The organism is Pseudohalocynthiibacter sp. F2068 (genome assembly GCF_023015645.1).
GTDB lineage: Bacteria > Pseudomonadota > Alphaproteobacteria > Rhodobacterales > Rhodobacteraceae > Pseudohalocynthiibacter > Pseudohalocynthiibacter aestuariivivens.
On sequence record NZ_JALKAK010000006.1, the window covers coordinates 162475 to 182449 of the forward strand.

The 19975-nt window shown below is 50.8% G+C and carries 19 protein-coding genes; 6 read left to right on the forward strand and 13 right to left on the reverse strand.

Translation table 11 applies throughout. The features are described 5' to 3' along the window. Positions 1–5 precede the first annotated feature (5 nt). From MWU63_RS09355 to MWU63_RS09375, 5 genes are all read left to right on the forward strand, one after another. A complete protein-coding gene (locus MWU63_RS09355) occupies positions 6–1571 on the forward strand; it encodes an ABC transporter ATP-binding protein (protein ID WP_247077649.1) in 1566 nt (521 codons plus the stop codon). Then, positions 1571–2665 (forward strand): ABC transporter permease, encoded by a 1095-nt coding sequence (locus MWU63_RS09360; protein ID WP_213887589.1) that lies wholly within the window; start codon positions 1571–1573, stop codon positions 2663–2665. The genes MWU63_RS09355 and MWU63_RS09360 overlap by 1 nt, the downstream gene beginning before the upstream one ends. After that, on the forward strand, positions 2665–3783 hold the full coding sequence (locus MWU63_RS09365) for an ABC transporter permease (protein WP_246531574.1): 1119 nt from the start codon (positions 2665–2667) through the stop codon (positions 3781–3783). Before MWU63_RS09360 ends, MWU63_RS09365 begins: the two co-directional genes overlap by 1 nt. A gap of 86 nt (positions 3784–3869) precedes the next feature. After that, entirely contained in the window at positions 3870–4784 is a 915-nt protein-coding gene (locus MWU63_RS09370) for a sulfite exporter TauE/SafE family protein (protein WP_213887775.1), read from the forward strand. Next, positions 4784–5539, forward strand: a complete 756-nt coding sequence (locus tag MWU63_RS09375; protein ID WP_213887588.1) for a TIGR02186 family protein — start codon at positions 4784–4786, stop codon at positions 5537–5539. Before MWU63_RS09370 ends, MWU63_RS09375 begins: the two co-directional genes overlap by 1 nt. Here the strand turns inward: MWU63_RS09375 and MWU63_RS09380 are convergent. The 4 genes from MWU63_RS09380 to MWU63_RS09395 form a co-directional block, all read right to left on the reverse strand. Next, positions 5536–6273, reverse strand: coding sequence for an SDR family oxidoreductase (locus MWU63_RS09380; protein ID WP_213887587.1), 738 nt, complete (start codon positions 6271–6273; stop codon positions 5536–5538). The two genes, MWU63_RS09375 and MWU63_RS09380, sit on opposite strands and share 4 nt — an antisense overlap. Position 6274: 1 nt before the next feature. Then, positions 6275–7804, reverse strand: a complete 1530-nt coding sequence (locus MWU63_RS09385) for an AAA family ATPase (RefSeq protein ID WP_213887586.1) — start codon at positions 7802–7804, stop codon at positions 6275–6277. A gap of 209 nt (positions 7805–8013) precedes the next feature. Then, positions 8014–9303, reverse strand: coding sequence for a crotonyl-CoA carboxylase/reductase (gene ccrA / locus MWU63_RS09390; protein WP_247077651.1), 1290 nt, complete (start codon positions 9301–9303; stop codon positions 8014–8016). A 147-nt stretch (positions 9304–9450) separates the two neighbouring features. After that, positions 9451–10827 (reverse strand): 1-acyl-sn-glycerol-3-phosphate acyltransferase, encoded by a 1377-nt coding sequence (locus MWU63_RS09395; RefSeq protein ID WP_213887584.1) that lies wholly within the window; start codon positions 10825–10827, stop codon positions 9451–9453. An 85-nt stretch (positions 10828–10912) separates the two neighbouring features. Here MWU63_RS09395 and MWU63_RS09400 point away from each other — a divergent pair, with 85 nt between their 5' ends. Then, complete coding sequence (locus tag MWU63_RS09400) at positions 10913–12931, forward strand: protein meaA (protein WP_213887583.1); 2019 nt, start codon at positions 10913–10915, stop codon at positions 12929–12931. Between the two features lie 80 nt (positions 12932–13011). Here the strand turns inward: MWU63_RS09400 and MWU63_RS09405 are convergent, their stop codons facing one another. The 9 genes from MWU63_RS09405 to MWU63_RS09445 all read right to left on the reverse strand — a co-directional run bounded on the left by MWU63_RS09405 (position 13012) and on the right by MWU63_RS09445 (position 19531). Further along, on the reverse strand, positions 13012–13242 hold the full coding sequence (locus MWU63_RS09405) for a hypothetical protein (protein ID WP_213887582.1): 231 nt from the start codon (positions 13240–13242) through the stop codon (positions 13012–13014). Positions 13243–13498: 256 nt separating this feature from the next. Beyond that, positions 13499–13723, reverse strand: a complete 225-nt coding sequence (locus MWU63_RS09410; RefSeq protein WP_213887581.1) for a hypothetical protein — start codon at positions 13721–13723, stop codon at positions 13499–13501. 410 nt (positions 13724–14133) lie between these two features. Next, positions 14134–14580: a tautomerase family protein gene (locus MWU63_RS09415; RefSeq protein WP_213887580.1), complete on the reverse strand. Its 447-nt coding sequence runs from the start codon at positions 14578–14580 to the stop codon at positions 14134–14136. Between the two features lie 212 nt (positions 14581–14792). Beyond that, positions 14793–16319: a hypothetical protein gene (locus MWU63_RS09420; protein ID WP_247077653.1), complete on the reverse strand. Its 1527-nt coding sequence runs from the start codon at positions 16317–16319 to the stop codon at positions 14793–14795. Beyond that, entirely contained in the window at positions 16316–17284 is a 969-nt protein-coding gene (locus tag MWU63_RS09425) for a glycosyltransferase family 2 protein (RefSeq protein ID WP_247077654.1), read from the reverse strand. Before MWU63_RS09425 ends, MWU63_RS09420 begins: the two co-directional genes overlap by 4 nt. Beyond that, positions 17274–17672, reverse strand: coding sequence for a GtrA family protein (locus MWU63_RS09430; protein WP_247077655.1), 399 nt, complete (start codon positions 17670–17672; stop codon positions 17274–17276). Before MWU63_RS09430 ends, MWU63_RS09425 begins: the two co-directional genes overlap by 11 nt. Next, positions 17669–18367 carry a class I SAM-dependent methyltransferase gene (locus tag MWU63_RS09435; RefSeq protein ID WP_247077656.1) on the reverse strand — a complete coding sequence of 233 codons (699 nt, stop codon included), beginning with the start codon at positions 18365–18367 and terminating at the stop codon, positions 17669–17671. The genes MWU63_RS09430 and MWU63_RS09435 overlap by 4 nt, the downstream gene beginning before the upstream one ends. 616 nt (positions 18368–18983) lie before the next feature. Further along, positions 18984–19229, reverse strand: a complete 246-nt coding sequence (locus tag MWU63_RS09440) for a hypothetical protein (protein ID WP_247077657.1) — start codon at positions 19227–19229, stop codon at positions 18984–18986. Between the two features lie 152 nt (positions 19230–19381). Further along, on the reverse strand, positions 19382–19531 hold the full coding sequence (locus tag MWU63_RS09445; RefSeq protein WP_247077658.1) for a hypothetical protein: 150 nt from the start codon (positions 19529–19531) through the stop codon (positions 19382–19384). Between the last annotated feature and the right edge of the window lie 444 nt (positions 19532–19975).

A 19975-nucleotide genomic window follows, 5' to 3' on the forward strand; every position in this document is an offset into this window, starting at 1 on the left:
GCGGAATGCAGGACGCACCCCAGTTGGGGCGGCAGAACACTGCCGCCCCCGCGATAGAACTTCGCGGTATTTCAAAAGCTTTTGGTCCGGTACAGGCCAATAAAGATATTTCGATATCGGTTGAACGAGGCGCGATTCATGGCATCGTCGGTGAAAACGGCGCCGGAAAATCAACGCTGATGTCGATCCTATATGGTTTTTACAAAGCAGACGCTGGCGAAATTTTCATTGGCGGCGAAAGAACAGCGATTCCTGACAGCCAAGCCGCAATTTCTGCCGGTATCGGAATGGTGCACCAGCACTTTAAACTTGTTGAGAACTTTACTGTTCTAGAAAATGTCGTGCTTGGGGCCGAGGATGGTGCGTTGCTGCGCCCATCGCTTGCAAAAGCGCGCAAGCTACTCACTGAACTTGCCAAAGAATACGAGCTAAACGTTGACCCCGACGCTTTAATTGAAAATCTGAGCGTTGGCCACCAGCAGCGCGTGGAAATCCTGAAAGCGCTTTACAGGCATGCCGATATTCTCATTCTGGATGAACCGACAGGTGTTTTGACCCCTGCAGAAGCAGACCACCTGTTTCGCATCCTGCGCAACCTTAAGAACGAAGGTAAAACCATCATCCTGATCACGCATAAGCTGCGCGAAATTATGGATGTGACGGATACCGTCAGTGTCATGCGGCGCGGAGAAATGAAAGGCACGATCAAAACTGCGGATACCTCGCCAGAAGATCTGGCTGAACGAATGGTGGGCCGTAAAGTTTTGCTTCAGGTGGACAAGACACCAGCTAAACCTGGTAAGAGCGTTTTAGAAGTCAAAGATTTAAGAGTGACCGATTCCAAAGGTGTCGTGCGGCTCAAAGGTATCTCGTTCGATGTGCGTGCCGGTGAAATCTTGGGGATCGCAGGCGTGTCTGGCAATGGGCAGTCTGAATTGCTTGAGGTGCTTGGCGGATTTGAAACTGCGACTGGCGATATCCACATCAACGGGCATCCAATCGATCTGACAGGCAAATTTTCAGATGGCCAATCCCGCCGCGCGCAGGGAATCGCGCATGTGCCCGAAGATCGCCAACGCGAAGGTCTGATCATGGATTTTATGGCCTGGGAAAACATCGCCTTTGGCTATCACAACGACCCGGCCTATAACAAAAACGTACTCCTCATGGACAATGCTGCAATCCGTGCCGATACCGAAGGCAAGATGGAGCGGTTCGATGTACGCCCCCCTAATCCGCGGCTTCAGGCCAAGAATTTCTCGGGTGGCAATCAGCAAAAAATCGTCCTTGCACGCGAAATAGAACGCAACCCTGACCTCTTGCTGGTCGGTCAGCCAACGCGCGGTGTTGATATTGGCGCTATCGAGTTCATTCATCAGCAAATTGTAGCGCTGCGTGATCAAGGAAAAGCAATTTTGTTGGTCAGCGTTGAACTTGAGGAAATCCTGTCGCTGTCAGACCGGATTGCAGTGATGTTCGATGGTCAGATCATGGGGGAACGTCTGCCCGGTGAAACAGACGAAAAAGAACTGGGTCTGTTGATGGCCGGGATGAACGGAAAGGCAGCCTGATGGATAAAATGCCTAAATGGGCCGATGTCCTTCTGATCCCATTTATCAACTTGCTGCTGGCTTTCATTCTTTCAGGGCTTGTGATCCTCGCGATTGGCAAAGACCCTTTGGTGGCAATCAAAACAATGGTTGAGGGGTCATTCGGTAGTACGAACGCTTGGGGGTATACGCTCTATTACGCCACCAACTACATATTTACCGGACTTGCCGTCGCAATCGCCTTTCACGCCCGCATGTTCAATATCGGTGGCGAAGGTCAGGCAGCAATCGGCGGGCTTGGTGTCGCCCTTGTCTGCCTTGCTGTCGATTGGCCGCATTGGACCCTTGCGCTGCCCGCCGCGACCATTGGTGCCGCCATCTTTGGCGCTGGCTGGGCGCTTATACCAGCTTACCTGCAAGCCCGGCGCGGCAGCCATATCGTAATCACCACCATTATGTTCAATTTCATTTCAGCGGCGTTGATGGGGTATCTGCTTGTAAATGCACTGAAAGAACCGGGGAATATGGCTGCAGAAACCCGTGATTTTCCGGCAGGGGCACATTTGCCATCATTCCACGAAATGCTCGCGCCCTTCGGCATAGAGTTCAGCAAACACGCCCCTGCGAACATCAGCTTTTTACTGGCTTTGCTGTGCTGCTTTTTGTTCTGGGTCCTGATCTGGCGCACGCGCCTTGGGTTTGCCATTCGCTCATTTGGGCACAGCGAAACCGCAGCGCGCTATGCAGGGATTTCACCTACCAAGATCATCATGATTTCAATGATGATATCAGGTGCGCTAGCCGGGCTTATGGCGATCAACAATGTGATGGGCGAAAGCGAGCGTCTGATCCTGAATTCCGTAGAGGGTGCCGGATTTATCGGAATCGCAGTTGCGCTTATGGGGCGGTCGCACCCTGTCGGGGTTTTTCTGGCCGCGTTACTGTTTGGGTTCCTGACGCAAGGCGGGGCTGAGCTTCAACTTTGGGAAAACATTCCGCGCGAGCTTGTGGTTGTTATTCAGGCACTGGTCATCCTGTTCACCGGAGCACTTGATAACATGGTGCGCGCGCCCGTTGAGCGACTGTTTCTCAAGTTCAAGAAAAGGGTCGCGTGATGGATTTTCTGACACTCATCCAGATCCTCGATTCTGCAGTTCGTCTGGCGACGCCATTGTTGCTTGCCTGTCTTGCTGGTTTGTTTTCCGAACGTGGTGGAATTTTTGACATTGGGCTGGAAGGAAAAATGCTTGCCGCTGCGATGCTGTCAGCCTCTGTTGCCGCAGTAACAGGTAACGTCTGGCTGGGAATGTTCGCTGGTGTTGGTATCTCAATCCTGCTGGCCCTGTTGCATGGCCTTGCCTCTATCACATTTCGCGGAGATCAGTTGATTTCCGGCGTGGCAATCAACTTTCTTGCGGCAGGTTTGACAGTTGTCATCGGCCAAAGCTGGTTCGGGCTTGGTGGTCGAACGCCATCGCTCATGGGCGAAGGCCGCTTCAAATCCCTTGAATGGCCCTTGACTGAAACTCTGGAAGGCATTCCAATCGCTGGGCCGCTCTATAGCGAGTTAATTTCAGGCCACACATTTCTGGTCTATGTCGCCTTGCTGGCAGTACCTGCAAGCTGGTTCATCCTGTTTCGAACGCGCTTTGGCCTGCGCCTACGCGCGGTGGGTGAAAACCCTGCCGCTGTCGATACGGCTGGTATTTCGGTTGTACGGCTCCGATATGCGGCAGTCGCGATTTGCGGCGTACTGTGCGGCCTCGCCGGAGTTTACCTTGCGACAGGACTTGCAGCCGGGTTTGTGAAGGATATGACGGCGGGGCGTGGTTTCATTGCGCTAGCTGCCCTGATTTTTGCAAAATGGCGTCCTTGGCACGCAATGGGTGCATGCATGCTTTTTGGCGTTCTGGAAGCGCTCTCGAACCGCTATCAAAGCATTGAGGCTCCGACCTATATAATTGTCGCGATCTTGATAGTGATGGCCGCAGGGCTGGTCTGGTCTTCGAGAAAATCACTATTGGATTTAGCCGTCCTCGGCGGGGTTGCTTTCCTGCTTGTCACGGTTGGTACAGTAAGCTTGTTTTCCAGCGGATTATTTGGTCAAACCGCCATTCCAGGGCAATTCATACAGGCGCTGCCATACATTTTGACAGTGGTGATTCTGGCAGGATTTGTGGGTAAAGCCACGCCGCCCCGTGCTGGCGGCGAACCATATGTCAAAGAAAGATGAAAAAACGGGTCTTTTAGTCCCGTTTTAGCAAGAATATTGCGCAAAGGGGCGTTGAGTTTACCGGTTAACCCGGATTAATAATGCCCATGCAAATATACCTTCCCATCGCCGAGGTTTCTGTAAACGCCTTCTTGCTGCTTGGCCTTGGAGGGATCGTGGGAATCCTGTCAGGTATGTTTGGCGTGGGTGGCGGATTTCTGATGACTCCGCTGCTGTTTTTCATCGGTATTCCACCCGCCGTCGCGGTTGCCACAGAAGCCAACCAAATTGTTGCTTCTTCATTTTCAGGCGTACTGGCGCATCTCAAACGACGCACCGTTGATCTAAAGATGGGAACTGTGCTTCTGATCGGTGGCCTCGTAGGCGCCGCTTTTGGTGTACAGCTGTTCAATACGCTTAAAAGTCTTGGACAGGTCGATCTGCTCGTCAAACTTTGTTATGTCGTTTTCCTTGGGGTCATCGGCGGGTTGATGTTCTTTGAAAGCCTGAACGCGATCCGGAGATCACGCAAACCCGGCGCTGTCGCTGCGCGAAAGAAACACAACTGGATCCACAACCTTCCGTTCAAGATGAAGTTTCGCACTTCTGGTCTTTATATCTCGGTCATTCCGCCTTTAATTGTTGGGGTGTTTGTAGGGGTCTTGGCAGCAATCATGGGTGTCGGCGGTGGCTTTATCATGGTGCCGGCAATGATCTATCTGCTTGGTATGCCGACGAAAGTTGTGATTGGAACGTCCTTGTTCCAGATCATTTTCGTGACTGGGTTTACCACGCTGCTTCACGCCACGACGAATTACACCGTTGATATGGCCCTTGCTGTTTTACTTTTGGTCGGCGGCGTCATTGGCGCGCAAATCGGTACACGAATTGGCGTCAAGATGAAGGCAGAGCAGTTGCGTATCCTGCTCGCCATTATGGTGTTGGCAGTCTGCGGTAAACTGGCGCTTGATCTGTTACTGCAACCTAGCGAACTTTACTCACTCGGCGCGAGGGGGCACTGATGTTACGTATCTTGCTCCTTTGTCTGGCCCTGGCCCTCCCCGCCCATGCTGAAGAAGTTGTTGCAGGGCTTAGCCAGAACCGGATTGCTATAACGGCAAATTTTGACGGCTCAGAAATCCTGATCTTTGGCGCTGTGAAACGTGAAGATCCAATTTCGACGACTGAGCCGCTAGAGGTTATCGTTGCCGTTGTTGGCCCATCTGAGCCTATCACCGTCCGGCGCAAAGACAGACGACTGGGTATCTGGGTAAACACGGAAGCGGTTGAAGTAGATGCCGCCCCCAGTTTTTACGCTGTCGCGACAACCGGGCCGTTGGTGGATATCCTGCGTGATACCGAAGATTTGCGCCATCAGGTGAGCATTCCGCGCGCAATCCGTTCTGTAGGTGCACCGCAGACAGTCGTTGATTCAGAAGCCTTTACCGAAGCCTTGATCCGCATCCGCACCAAGAACGGGCTTTATCAGCAGCTGGAAAACCAGGTTGAACTTTCCGAAGACACACTCTTCCGTACCTCGATTGCGCTTCCTGCAAACCTGACAGAGGGCGCATACAAAACACGTATTTTCCTGACGCGTAACGGCTCTGTCGTCGACGCGTATGAAACCGTGATCAACGTTCAGAAAGTGGGTCTGGAGCGCTGGATTTACAACCTTGCGCATGATCGCCCGTTGATTTACGGCATTTTTTCTTTGTTCATTGCGATAGTCGCTGGTTGGTCAGCCTCTGCAGTTTTCAGATACTTCCTGACCTAGCCACGGCCAATATAGGGCATTTTAGTCGCCATGACTGTCATCGTCTGGACATTTGCACCTGGCGGCAAACTGGCCATGTGGAAAACAGCGTTGGCGGCATCTATCACGTCCATCATAGGCATAAGTTCTGCATCCGGGTTTGCTGCCAGTGCCCGCGCGTTGAGATCTGCGACCAGTTCCGTCTTTGCATTGCCGATGTCAATTTGGCCGCAGGCAATATCAAAGGGTCGTCCATCAAGGCTGATCGTCTTGGTCAAACCACTTATCGCGTGCTTGGTGGTGGTGTAACAAACCGACCCGGCACGCGGTACATGGGCAGAGAGCGATCCGTTGTTGATGATCCGGCCACCTTGTGGCGTCTGACGACGCATTTGCCTGAAAGCAAGTTGCGCTGCATAAAACATGCCGGACACATTGACGTTCAGAACTTTATGCCATTCGTCCAGATCAATCTCGTCAATGGGCCCAGAGGGGCCAAAACTTCCGGCATTGTTAAACAGAACGTCAAGCCGCCCGACCTGACGCTCAAATTCTGAAAAGGCCTTGGAAAGTGCTTCACTGTCTATCACATCTGCCGGCAGGACCACTGCTTTATCATGACCTTTTGCAAGGCCTTCGAGTGCCTCGCGTCGACGCGCGATAATGCCAACCTGCCAACCTGCATCCAGAAAAACCTCGGCAGTTGCACGCCCTATGCCAGAGCTTGCCCCGGTAATGATTATTGATTTTCCCATTCTAAACCTCCTCTTCGCTGGCCAGTGTCAGCGGTGCCGGCCCGCTTCGCAGATCGTCGGTTACGAGCGGTCCGGACGGACGCGCCAACCGGTTTCGTACGACCCAGAACAACCGCTTTTCAGCCCGCGTAATGGCAACATAGGCCAGTCGTTTCCACAAAGGTTGTCCAGCCTCGCTGCGGCCCATTCTCGCTGCTGCAAAAATATCTGGTGCGAAAACCTGTACGTTTTCCCATTGCGACCCCTGAGCCTTATGTATTGTAACAGCAGAACCGTGCAAAAACGCCGCGCCCATGTTCGCCGCAAATGGAATGAACGGTTCTTCTTCGTCGGGCAACTCAATTTTTATGATTGAAGCGGCGCTGACTTGTGGCTCTTCCGCGCCGATCACGTGCAGGCGCGAAAATCCTGCTTTACGACCAGGGCCCAGATAAATGACCTGTGCGCCTTTGATAAGGCCGCGTGCTTCAAGATCGATCCGCTTTTTTCGGTGCTTCAACGGCAGTTCAATGCCATCGCAAATAAGGGGTTCCCCAGGCAACAATTCATCAGGCGGGGCACCAAATGCCGCCCGAAACGCATGTATCAGGCGAATGCGCGTCGCGTTGCGCCAGACCAAAACGGGTGAGCGCGCCATCAAATCACTTTCGACGCGCTGACCCAAGACAACACGGTCATCACGTGCGGCAGCCTCTTCCACCATGCGCTCGAACGCTTCGAACCCGATACTGTCATCTCCAAGAGCATGGGCCAGATCAAGGATCGGGTTGTCCTGTGTCTGGCGATGCACCCGGCTGAGCGTGATCTTGCGTTTGTCTTTGAATTTATCAAAAATCATCGCACCTGATTGCCCGACAGGGGCAAGCTGTGCCGGATCGCCAAACAAGACCAGTGTCGGGAAAATCTCCTTCAAATCCTCAAACTGCTTTTCATCAAGCATCGAACTTTCGTCGATGAAGCCGATATCAAGCGGGTCTTCGCGGCGCTTCCAGCCGGTGATGAAATCTGACCCGCGCAATCCGGCTGCTGCCAGCGCACCGGGGATCGATTTGTTGACTTTATAAAAGACCTCTGCCCGGTCCAGGGCAATTTCGGTTAAACCCTCCACCTCGGGTCGCGATCCGTTGCCCGCCAGCCAATCCGCGATCTTCTCATATTCTGGGTCATAAACTGGTGTATAAAGAATTCGGTGAATCGTAGTCGCAGGAACACCGTGATTGCGCAAAACACTTGCTGCTTTATTCGTTGGCGCAAGAATGGCCAGCGTTCGTCTGTCTTTGCGTTTTCGCCCTTCATAGTCACCCGAAACTACGTCTACGCCCGCCGCTTCGATATCTTTGTAAAGCTCGGCAAGAAGCATGGTCTTGCCTGACCCAGCCTTCCCAACAACCGCCAGAACGCTTGATTTCCCATCCGAAAGCGGGGTCAGAAGAGAGTCATCCAGATCAATCCCCGCACTGCGCAACAGCTCTGTTACACGGTCATAGGCTTCGGCCTGGTCTTCGGAAAATACAACTTTGCGCACGCTCATGATGCGACCCTACAGGGCAGCCTACCGGGTTGCCAGAGCGATCCGACTGATATCAGTATCGTTAAGTTACATTTAGCGGCAATCACACCGCAATCATCTGATACTCAACAATAATATCACGGCTAATCAGACAAAGAACAAAAAATACCGGTGTGATTAGCACGTACAAACCACACCGGCCCAGAGGAGATAAATCTTAAGAAACTTGGTTAAAGCGGACCTGCTTCCAGCACATCCTCTAACGTGCGAAGACCCGTTATTGGTGCCTGAACCAGAACCGCCATATTGCCTGGTTTATGCTCATTACGCAGCATTTTAATATGCGCGGCCGGGATTTCGTCCCAAGGAAAAACCTCTGACATACAAGGGTCAATCCGACGCTCGATCATCAGTTGGTTGGCTGCTGCCGCCTGTTTCAGATGTGCAAAGTGGCTGCCCTGTACCCGTTTCTGGTGCATCCAGAGATAGCGCACATCAAAGGTACAGTTAAAACCAGAGGTCCCGGCGCAGATCACGACCATACCGCCTTTTTTGCAGACAAAAGTCGAAACCGGGAATGTCGCTTCGCCCGGGTGTTCAAAAACAATATCGACATTGTTGCCTTTGCCGGTAATGTCCCAGATCGTTTTGCCGAAATTTCGCACTTCTTTGAACCATGCGCCGTACTCCGGAGTATTCACCGTCGGAAGCTGCCCCCAGCAGCTAAAATCTTTACGGTTGATCACGCCTTTTGCCCCAAGGTCCATCACAAAGTCGCGTTTGTCCTCATCAGAAATAACGCCAATTGCGTTGCCGCCCGCCGCATTGATGAGCTGAATCGCAAATGATCCGAGACCACCCGATGCTCCCCAGACCAGCACGTTCTGACCTGGCTTAAGCTCGTGCGGATGGTGACCAAACAACATCCGGTAGGCTGTTGCGAGCGTCAGCGTGTAACAGGCGCTTTCTTCCCATGTCAGGTGTTTGGGACGCGGCAACAATTGCTGTGCTTGAACGCGCGTGAACTGCGCAAAAGAGCCATCTGGTGTTTCATATCCCCAGATTCTCTGACTGGGTGAAAACATCGGATCGCCACCGTTGCATTCCTCGTCATCACCATCATCCTGGTTACAATGGATGACAACTTCGTCGCCAACCTTCCAACGTGTCACCTTGTCACCAACCGCCCAAACGATACCTGAAGCGTCCGATCCCGCGATGTGATATTCTGCCTTGTGCACGTCAAATGGGCTGATTGGAATACCGAGGCCAGCCCAGACACCGTTGTAGTTCACACCTGCCGCCATCACCAAAACCAGCACCTCGTGGCTGTCGATAGATGGCACGTCCACAACTTCGGTCAGCATGGATTTATCAGGTTCACCATGACGTTCACGCCGGATCGCCCATGCATACATCTGCTTTGGAACATACCCCATGGGTGGGATTTCCCCAATTTCATAGAGATCCTTTTCAGGCGCGTCGTAGGTCGTGATTTCGGGTATGGTGTCCAGAGCCATCATAGCCTCCTTAACAGTATCGATTTTGCCGCATCGCAGAATCGGCGCAGCGCTTTAAGGCTGAAATAGAATTCATAGGGTAATTATGCAACCTCAAAAGGGTTGTTTTTGTAACTTTATGACTTTATGAAATGGGAAAGGGGCTATTTATGCCGCAGGTGCATCTATCAGGTGCGAGATTGATGCCGCATAAAATGCGATCGCAGGGGCTTCATGAGGATTGACGCTGAAGTTGCCTTCTGTCTCCGTCACCATGTTCCGAAGTTTCAACATCCGCAGTCCAACCTCTGCCGCATATTCCTTGCTGTCCCGGGGTAAATGAATATAGGCGCCATGATCTGAAAGCCGATCGATCAGCTCTGAAACGGCATGCTCTATATTTGCTTCACTCAATGGCCCACGCGCATTTTGAAGCACTGTTGCAACAAGAGGTACGGGCAAGACCGGCAGAACCTCTTTGATTCGGTTCATGAGTTCTTCGCCGACTTTCTCTGTCGTATGATTGCCATCCTTCAAGAATGAAGAAAGGGAAAGCGGATTCCCAAAACTTACTGCGGCATAGCCAAAACGATGATAGCGACCCGTCAGTTTAAAGCGGATCTGACGACCAACAAAGCCAAGCATCTTGAGTATATTAAATTTGAACTTCCGCGTCCCTTCTGCGGCCGCCTCCAGCAAAATACGGTCTTCCAAAACCCGGTCATAGTTGATTGCGACGGGTACAAAAACAACGTCCCTGCCCTTTCCTGGAACAAAATCGGAAACGATATAGCTTAGCAAACCTAACTTTGGCGGATGAATCTTCCCATTAAGGCTCAGTCCGCCTTCCGGAAACACGGCTTGCGCCACGCCATTCTGCGTTGCCAACTGAACATATCGCGACAACACACGACGGTAGAGCGTATCGCGCGATTTTCGTCTGATAAAATAGGCGCCCATCGCACGGATCAAACCCTGAAGCGGCCAAACCTGCGCCCACTCACCAACCGCATAGGACAGGGCGGAACGTTCGGCCGCAAGATAGGTGACAAGCACGTAATCCATATTACTGCGGTGGTTCATGACAAAAACAACCGTCGCGTCCGGATCTATTTCCTTGATTGCTGTTTCGTCAAAATGCCCAAGGCGCACGCGGTAGAGCATCCTGCTGAACCAGCGGGCAACCCTAATCGCAATGCCGAAATAAGCCGAGGCACTGAAAGATGGTACAATCTCTCTCGCATAGCGGCGGGCCTGCTCAAACGCTACATTTTCCGGAACGCCTTCTGTTTTGGCGTGCTTCACAATCGCCTCGGCGACTTTTGGGTCATAGATCAAGCGCTGGATCATGTCGTGGCGCCTTGCAAGCTTGAACGGCTGTATTGGCCGCTCAAGTCGTTCGTTCAATTTGGTAACAACCCGCTCCATTCTGCGGCGAAAATACCAGCGTACAGACGGCAGCATGACCTTGTCCAGAGCTGCCACTCCGGCAAAGAGTAGGATCAAAACAAGCGCCCATATCGGCATTTCAACAGTTTGAAACATTCCCGGACCCTGACAGGTTATTTCATCCGGGTAAATGCACCTATGCCGCAACGCAGCGAATTGACAAAGACACAAAATTCCAACTATGTCTTTCCAGACGGAATATTCTTGCTTGCCATCAAATCGAAGGACGCCCATGTCTGAAACCCAGAAAGACCGCCCCTGGCTTTTCCGCACCTATGCCGGGCATTCAACCGCCGCGGCGTCAAACGAACTTTACCGCACCAACCTGGCGAAAGGACAAACCGGGCTGTCTGTCGCTTTCGATTTACCGACCCAAACGGGCTATGACAGTGACCATCTGCTGGCACGGGGCGAAGTTGGCAAAGTTGGGGTTCCGGTCAACCATCTTGGCGATATGCGCGCACTTTTTGACCAAATCCCGCTTGAGAAGATGAACACCTCGATGACAATCAACGCAACCGCCCCGTGGTTGCTTTCGCTGTACATCGCTGCGGCCGAGGAACAGGGTGCTGACATAACACAACTGCAAGGCACCGTACAAAACGACATCATCAAAGAATACCTGTCGCGCGGCACCTATGTCTGCCCACCCGCCCCAAGTTTGCGGATGATCACAGACGTTGCCGCGTACACACGCGAACACCTGCCGAAATGGAACCCGATGAATATCTGTTCCTATCACCTGCAGGAAGCGGGGGCGACGCCGGAGGAGGAGCTGGCGTTCGCCCTCGCAACAGCGACGGCGGTTCTTGACGATCTAAAAGGCAAAGTTCCCGCAGAACATTTCCCCGCGATGGTCGGGCGGATTTCCTTTTTTGTAAATGCAGGCATTCGGTTTGTAACCGAGCTTTGCAAAATGCGCGCCTTTGTAGAGTTGTGGGATGAAATTTGTCACGAACGCTATGGCGTTGAAGATCCCAAGTTCCGCCGTTTCCGCTATGGCGTTCAGGTTAACTCGCTTGGGTTGACCGAACAGCAGCCGGAAAACAATGTTTATCGTATTCTGATTGAAATGCTTGCTGTGACGCTGTCAAAGAACGCGCGCGCACGCGCAGTACAGCTTCCGGCCTGGAACGAAGCACTCGGCCTGCCCCGCCCGTGGGATCAGCAATGGTCGCTGCGGATGCAGCAAATTCTAGCTTATGAAACCGACCTGCTGGAATATGAAGACCTGTTCGACGGAAACCCCGCAGTCGAGCGTAAAGTAAACGCCCTGAAAGACGGCGCACGCGCAGAGCTTGCCACGATTGATGGGATGGGTGGCGCAGTCGCAGCGATTGGATATATGAAATCCCGTCTGGTTGAATCCAACTCAACCCGGATTAACAAAATTGAAGAGGGTGATACGACCGTTGTCGGCGTTAACCGCTGGACAGAAGCTGCGGAAAGCCCTTTGACGGCAGGCGATGGCGCAACAATGGCCGCTGACCCCTATGCCGAGGCAGACCAGATCTCCCGTCTTTCGGCTTGGAAAGACGCGCGTAATGAATCAGCGGTGCAGGCCGCGCTCTCCAGCCTGCGTTCTGCGGCTCAATCAGGTGGAAACATAATGCCTACCTCTATCGCGGCGGCAAGAGCAGGCGCAACAACAGGTGAATGGGGCGATGTTGTACGTAGCGCCTTTGGCCAGTACCGGGCCCCGACTGGCGTTAGCAAAAACCCCTCAAATCGCACTGAGGGACTCGACGAAATTCGCGCACAGGTAAACGCCGTAAGCGATAAACTTGGACGACGTTTGAAATTTCTCGTTGGTAAGCCGGGACTGGACGGCCATTCAAACGGGGCAGAGCAAATCGCGGCGCGCGCCCGCGACTGTGGGATGGATATAACCTATGATGGTATTCGCCTGACACCAGAAGAAATCGTTGCGGCGGCCAAGGAAGAAGAGGCGCATGTTGTCGGTCTATCAATCCTTTCAGGAAGCCACATTCCGCTGATTGAGGAGTTGATGGACAAAATGCGCGCGGCAGGTCTTGGGCATGTGCCTGTTGTGGCTGGCGGCATTATCCCCGACGATGACGCCGCACGCTTGCGTGCGATGGGTGTTTCAAAAGTTTACACACCCAAGGATTTTGAACTGAACAAGATCATGTTTGATATCGTTGGTTTGGTTGCAGACGAGAAAGTTGCAGCCGAGTAAGGCATTTGTACTAAAGCTGACAAAAAGAAAAACCCGGCCAAATGGTCCGGGTTTTGATGTCGTGTTCTTTACGTTCGGCGCTAGCCGTGGATAACAATCTGATCATTGTCGGCTTCCGCGAACCGTGCAATCAGTTCTTCCATTTCACGGTCTTGTTCGCTGAGTGTTGGTTTGATCGCTGGTGCAGGTTGTTCAGGTGCCCTTGCGATCGGAACAGCCGGTGCAGGCACTGCCGTTCCCCAAAGCGCAAAAAGCCTTGAACGGTTTTGCCTTAGCGCATCTTTGTCAGGTCTGGATTGGAAAGTGTCCATTCTTTCTTGCCTCGAAAAAACGTCTGGTTGCGGCCTCAAAATCATATCGGATTTTCTTTTTAGTAGATCATTTTGTCAGCATTGAGGCAACACATACTAAATGATGTGGCGACAAAGTGCCAAAGTAAAAGTTGCTACAAGGACAGCAAGAGGCAATATTGCAGCGGATTAGACAATAAACGGTCAAACAACTGAGACGGGACCAAGGCCTTCCAATTGAAAATCAGAAGTTTCAGCGTCCTTTAGGTAACGCTAGTTATTCCTGAAGCAACGCCTCGAAATTGTCTCCGGATAGGACATAAACATCATCCCGCATCCAGATTTCACCAAAAGCATCCTTCAGAACCACCTTGGCGTATTCCGCATCACACACACCCTCGACGCTAAGCTCCACTGATGCAGCTTCTGCATCTATCATATCTTCGGCCCGCTCGGGCGCTGATACGACGAACAACACTGTTTTAGGACCATCATTGATCACGGTATTCTCCCCCACGAGCGAAAACCAAAGTACATCATTTTAGCAAATGGTTTTCGACTTAACCTTTTTATACGAAACGGTCACTCAGCGGAAAGGGAAATATATTTTAAATCGATGCCTTAATTTAATGTCGCGCTACCCTGTTCCAATTTGTAGCGCACAAAATTGTCTCTGTTCGTGTTTTGCAAAAGAAATCTGAAATCTTTGGGGAGGACAAGGCTATGAAAAAAGTACTGAAATGTTGTAACCTGAAGTTGGGATGTTAGTTTCAGGCGCGTCGCGAAACTGCTGATGAAATCTTACAGGCCGCCGCCATGCGCGCGAAAGCGGCGCTCGGGCTTGACCTAAACTCGGAACTGGCGGAACAGGTTAAATCCAACACTCAAGACGAGTATTCTGACGAAACTGCCCTAAATCACCACGCCAGCGCGCGCGAATTCATCGCGCTTTTTGTCCGAAATTTCTTTTTTCCACGCATCTTCTTCACCGGGTGCAGGTAGGAACCTTCCAAACTCTATCATCTGCTCGGCCTCAATATCCTGAACGTACACCCAGATGTCTTCTTCACTTGAACCTGAGATTTTTACAACACTATCTCTGATCTGTGCCATGAGCCCAGATTTTGCGCCTGTTGTGCGACCTGCCCGGATCAGGCCGTGAACAAAGATGTGTGACACATCATTCAGCTTGCCACCGATGAAATGCTGACCATTCGCTACATCGTGAAAAATGACCTGCGCAAAGAAACCAGGCGCGCCGGTACTTTTGTTGTGCGCCGTAGTAATGGCCATCGCCACTTCTGATTTCTGGTCTTCGGTGAGCATCAGGTTCACCGTTGTCACGTTGTAGGTGGGCATTTTTGTTCCTTTGAGATTCCGCACAATGGATAGAAAGATGTAGGCACATCCAAGGTTTCAGAATTTGTAATCTTCGATTAGATGTATATGCAAGTTCTTTTATTCTTTAAGTTGTAAGGTGATAATACTTCACTACATTATCTGAATAAAACCAAATGTTTACAGATTGCTGCTGCACACAGCTTCGACGTTCGTCACGCGCGCTGACACCTTCAATTTTCAGACCGGACGCGAAAGAGCGTAAATCGACCACTCTGAGCGATCTGTTCCAAAGAGGGAGGCTCCGGCAGATCACTTTCCGCAGCATCAAGCAACAGAACATGCGTAAACTTTTCCTGCCAATTGGCCCAGAAGTCGTGCAAATCAGATCGTATTGGCGCATCTTCGAACGACACCCTTTTAATGGTGCGCCTGGAGTCGATCAGAAAGGCTCCAGAATGAGCATAGTTGGTCCATTCTTTTTTCAGTCTAAGCAAATGAACCCCTTGGAACAGCGTTGGTATAAACGCCTGCGCCCTCGGAACCACAAATGCATGAACATGGGCATAGCGTACGTCGCGCCGCATACCGGGGCCACGCATCAGCAATATTCGCGCGCCGTCAGGAACAAACTCTAAAACCGAGTTCAAGTTCTGAATATTACCGCTGTATTCGGTCGCCAGACGGTCAAACTCCCAAACCCGAACAATCAAAACAAGGGCGAGCGACATCCCAATAAACGCGCCAAACTTCGTTGAAACGCCACGCCAATGCGTTGCTGCGATAAAGATTGCCATAAGGACGAACGGGAAACGAATATTAACAAAGGCCACTCCATTCACCCAGAATGGCGAGAAAACCGACAGTAAAAACAATGAAACCAGCGGACCCGTCATTGACTGCGTAACAATCAGACGTGGACCTGTCTTTCGCCGAGCAAAAAGGAATAAGGCCAGCAACAGAACCAGCGCCACCATACCTGATATCTGAATTGAACCTGGGTTTCCGCCGAACGGAGAACTCAGGGCGTGCCAGCGCTCAAAGAGATTGCCAAATTGGGTTCGAGAGCTTTCGGGGTTAGGAACAGAAGAGCCGATTTTATAGGCAAGCAACCCAACAGGGATCACAAATGGAACTGACAGTACAAGATTGCCAGAAAGCGTGCGTCTCCAACCCAGGCCGGATTCGACAATGCGTTGAACCTCACGACCTAAAACTGCCGTAGCAAGCAGCGCAAATGCAAACAAATGCATCACGAAAAGCAACAGGCAGAATGGAACAAACAACGCAACACGCAACCCGTTTGACCGCCCTTCGAGAACAATCCATAGAGTGAAGCCATAGATCGCGAACGGTACAGAAAACACATAGTTCTGAAACCCCCAGTAAAACGGTGCATTGTAAACCAGAAGGGCTGCTGTAGCTGGCCAGATTGCCCATCTCTTCTGAACGACACGTGCCAATACCATAACGGCAACCAGGAAGTTGACCGCATAAACAGCCATAACAATCTGTGAGAACTTTTCTGGCCCTAACGGATAGCCCAAAATGTACCACAAAAGGTCAACTGCTGAGTTCGGCGTCATCCCAAGATTATAGTCGAAATAAGTCCCGAGCACGCTGGTTGGGTTCGCCGCTATGAAAAGGCGTGCGATATGGTTCGGCAGATCCACGAGAGGTAAAAAGGGATGTGTCAGGATCGGAAAAGCAACACCAACTGCAATCAGAATGAAGGTGGCCAGAATAGAAACATCTTTCAATTAGGGGTCTCCGGCTCGGCAATCTCGTCAATTATGAACTGTGGACGCCGCTTCGTCTCAAGGTAGATTTTGCCAAGGTACTCGCCAACAATTCCAAGCGCGATCAACTGAAAACTGCCCAACATGAAGGTTGGCACGACGATAGATGTCCAGCCTGGAACGGTGCCGCCTTGCCACCAGATAACGATTGAGTAACATCCAAGCAGGAATGAGATCAGAGCTACGATAAGGCCAATCCAGGTGACATAGCGCAACGGCCGGGTCGAAAATGAGGTGACACCCTCAATCGCCAAACGCAGCATTTTTGTTAACGGGTATTTTGAGTCTCCGGCAAACCGTTCAACACGATCATATTCGACGATTTCCACCTGATACCCGAGGTTCTTGATGATACCCCGCAAAAACAGATTTACTTCGCCGTATTCCCGAAGTGTTTCAACGGATTTACGGCTCATCAGCCGATAGTCCGCGTGATCGGGGACAACATCGACCCCCATGTTTTCAAGCAACTTGTAATACAAACGTGCCGAGCGACGTTTGAAAACCGTATCGGACTTGCGCGATGCCCGAACACCAAAAACGATATCAGCACCAAGCGCGTAGGCCTGGAGCATCTTCGGAATTGCGCTTGGATCATCTTGAAGATCGGCATCCAGACTGATCAAAACCTCTTCTTTCGCTGCCATCAAACCCGCCAACAGCGCCGCCTGGTGACCGTGATTTCGCGAAAGTCTGACACCACGGACCAGACCAGATTTTGACGCAGCATGGATGAGTTTCCATGTCCGATCAATCGATCCGTCATCCACCAGAACAAGGGTCGCGGGTTGCCTGATAGCGCCGCTCTTTAGCAAGTCTTCCGAGACGGCCTGCAAACGCTTGAGCAACTCCTCGATAACAGCCTCTTCATTGTAACACGGTACAACAAAGGCCAGCGTCGGTGCATGTTCAGACCTATTCTGCATGTGCGTTCTTTCGCTCACCAAAGACAATGAATTTGGAGCCCAGAAACACAAGGGCGCTATAGCTCAATAACCCAAAAAACTGTGTAACGTTGTATCGGACACCCACGCCCACAAGACCGATAGTCACGCCCAGATTTACGCAAAAGGCGATTAAAACGAGCAGCAGGAACAGGAAGGGTGCGAACAGTCCGGGCTTTGAAACTTCAAAGGTCCAGTGACGATTTCCAATATAGCTGACACATAAACCAAATCCATAGCCGACAACGTTAGACAGAATAATGCCCTGCCCTGCGCCATTGTGCATCGCGTAGATAACTGATCCACCAACCGCAGTGTTTAAAAGCCCAACCAGGAGGTATCGCGACAGTTGGCGTCCAATCAATTTCATACCCAACGCTCTGCTACTGTCATGTATTGCCGACCTAAACCACACCACCGCAGCCCGCGCCCAAGCGGACGCAGCTTTGCAAGCATCGCAGGAAGTAAGATGTGGTAGTCGATTTTCACACCGTCCCAACCGGCGGCAAGAACAGTTCGCTTCATTTCTTGTGGCCCGATAAGACGCACGTTGGCACCAGAGGAGTGCATACCAGCCGTCCGTGCGGAAAATGGGTTGCGGGGGTTAGGCTCGAAAACCACAAGCTTGCCACCCGGCTTGACGACGCGCTGCAGTTCCTTGAACCAGTTCTGGTGATCTTCCTTTGGAATTTGGTTGAAGACGCAGTTCGAAAAAGCGAGTTCAAAGCTCGCATCAGGCATCGGAATACCGCTTTCTCTAACGAGCAGGTGGTCTTCTGCTCTGGGAAACTCCTGTTGTGCGCACGCAATATATTCTTTGGAAAAGCTGGCGCACGTAAGTTCAGATTCTTTAAAACTTCGGCGGAAACCAGAAAGCGAACCTCCAATACCACTCCCGAAATTAAGGATTCTCGGGCACTTCATCTTTGCTTGATCGGCAACGCGGCGAAGTTCACCAATCTTGTAGTCGCAAAACTGCGCTTGGCTGTTCTTCGATTTTTGAAGACTGTCGAGGGAATGAGCACGGAAGCGTGCTGAAAAAGCATCAATTTCAGCTTCGGGCATCACGCACATCCCAAAGTATTGATTCAAGCATTAAGAACTTCATTTTATCGCTTTTCACAGATCGTATTTCGCTTGGGTATTTTCTACCTAAAGAAGTTTTACTATTTTCCCTTATATTTCATCCGACAGGAAAAACGGTCTAATATATTCTTATTACTGCATTAGTTTTTCTTTTTGATATTACTTCTACAATTTAAAGTATAGTACAAATTTCTTAAAGCTCTTATCTAACTTCTACGTCACTGGGACAGTTTAGGGTGATTTGATAAGGGAAGATTTCTATCTCATCACCACCACCAAGGAGCGGATACAAGACAGAATTTCGGAAAACGCGATAGCCGTGATGAAAGGTTTATCAATCTGCAATTCTGGAAAAGACGCCCGCTTTGCGATTTGAGGGCCTACAGATTTATGCATCGCTGAAAAATTCGTTTTCGACTGGACAAACGCATATTCATTTTGCGAAGAAATGATCGCGATAATTTTTGAAGACCGGATGATTTCTTCGGCAAGTTGCTTGGCGCCTTCGGCATTTCTAAGCAAGAAATTAAAAAGGTTGGCGACCGATCAACAATACCAAATTTTGACCGGTATGGGTTTTACCAAGCAACGCACCTTACCTTAAAATTTTCTTGAGATAGTAAAGACGGTCAGCAAGTGTCATTTGATCAACGTATTTATCTTTGACAATTCGCAGTTCGTGCCGAACCAACTTTTTTGGAATACCAGCACTCACCTGGCTCCCATGAAGACGGTTCACCACCAATATGTCGTCGATAACAAGCGGTGGGCCAAATTCATCGTGACATCGTTTATAGTAGTCTACATCCATAAGCCAAATCAGGTTTTCGTCGAATTCCAAAACTTCTCTGGTGTTATTCAGCGCTAAAACTGACGGGCTGCTGATTGTATTCTTTCCGAAATGTATGCGTGCGTGATATTTGGGGAAAAATGGTCGGTATGGCGTGAAATCAAGAGCGCTTTGTCCGAGAAGCCGTTGAACCGGCACTGGCTCTAGATTTTATAGGTTTGGAAATTATCCTGTCTGATGACAAATCCGGCGATCAAACCTTCGAAATAATGAGCGAGCTTGCCGCAGCGTACACCGGGCCGCATTAGGTCAGACTCAATCAGAATGAACAAAATATCTGTGCGAACGCTCATTTTAACCGGTTTGTCAAAATGGCCTCAGCGGATATTGTGTAGCCCTTAGCTGGGTGTGACATTGCGAAACCAAACCGTGTGTCACATGTCGCAGAGGTGTTCGCGAAAGAGAACCCGCTTTTGCTCCATTCTGATGCCGATACTATTGATGAAATGGGAGCACTGATAAACTATACACGTCATCGCAATCCACATTTTATACACCGGCCAAACCCATGGCTGCGGCAACCTCCTTCGTGGTTCATATTGGTACGACGGTTAATTAATAAAAAGTTATTTTTCGAAAATACTTTTTAATTGATTTTAATGGTGCCCGGGGGCGGCATTGAATGCATACACCATATAGTGCCAAACTGTTCCAAAAAATCACATAATCAAGTAATTATGGTTCTTTAGCTGTTTCACCCTGTTCCATTCTGTTTCACTCTATACTATATGTAGGGG

What these genes read in the sequence shown, in the direction of transcription:
- MWU63_RS09415 (WP_213887580.1), bottom strand. Translation starts at nt 14,580, where the DNA reads ATGCCCACCTACAACGTGACAACGGTGAACCTGATGCTCACCGAAGAC.
- MWU63_RS09400 (WP_213887583.1), top strand. Translation starts at nt 10,913, where the DNA reads ATGTCTTTCCAGACGGAATATTCTTGCTTGCCATCAAATCGAAGGACG.
- MWU63_RS09395 (WP_213887584.1), bottom strand. Translation starts at nt 10,827, where the DNA reads ATGTTTCAAACTGTTGAAATGCCGATATGGGCGCTTGTTTTGATCCTA.
- MWU63_RS09405 (WP_213887582.1), bottom strand. Translation starts at nt 13,242, where the DNA reads ATGGACACTTTCCAATCCAGACCTGACAAAGATGCGCTAAGGCAAAAC.
- MWU63_RS09370 (WP_213887775.1), top strand. Translation starts at nt 3,870, where the DNA reads ATGCAAATATACCTTCCCATCGCCGAGGTTTCTGTAAACGCCTTCTTG.
- MWU63_RS09445 (WP_247077658.1), bottom strand. Translation starts at nt 19,531, where the DNA reads ATGAGCGTTCGCACAGATATTTTGTTCATTCTGATTGAGTCTGACCTA.
- ccrA (WP_247077651.1), bottom strand. Translation starts at nt 9,303, where the DNA reads ATGGCTCTGGACACCATACCCGAAATCACGACCTACGACGCGCCTGAA.
- MWU63_RS09380 (WP_213887587.1), bottom strand. Translation starts at nt 6,273, where the DNA reads ATGGGAAAATCAATAATCATTACCGGGGCAAGCTCTGGCATAGGGCGT.
- MWU63_RS09435 (WP_247077656.1), bottom strand. Translation starts at nt 18,367, where the DNA reads ATGCCCGAAGCTGAAATTGATGCTTTTTCAGCACGCTTCCGTGCTCAT.
- MWU63_RS09355 (WP_247077649.1), top strand. Translation starts at nt 6, where the DNA reads ATGCAGGACGCACCCCAGTTGGGGCGGCAGAACACTGCCGCCCCCGCG.
- MWU63_RS09365 (WP_246531574.1), top strand. Translation starts at nt 2,665, where the DNA reads ATGGATTTTCTGACACTCATCCAGATCCTCGATTCTGCAGTTCGTCTG.
- MWU63_RS09385 (WP_213887586.1), bottom strand. Translation starts at nt 7,804, where the DNA reads ATGAGCGTGCGCAAAGTTGTATTTTCCGAAGACCAGGCCGAAGCCTAT.
- MWU63_RS09430 (WP_247077655.1), bottom strand. Translation starts at nt 17,672, where the DNA reads ATGAAATTGATTGGACGCCAACTGTCGCGATACCTCCTGGTTGGGCTT.
- MWU63_RS09375 (WP_213887588.1), top strand. Translation starts at nt 4,784, where the DNA reads ATGTTACGTATCTTGCTCCTTTGTCTGGCCCTGGCCCTCCCCGCCCAT.
- MWU63_RS09360 (WP_213887589.1), top strand. Translation starts at nt 1,571, where the DNA reads ATGGATAAAATGCCTAAATGGGCCGATGTCCTTCTGATCCCATTTATC.
- MWU63_RS09425 (WP_247077654.1), bottom strand. Translation starts at nt 17,284, where the DNA reads ATGCAGAATAGGTCTGAACATGCACCGACGCTGGCCTTTGTTGTACCG.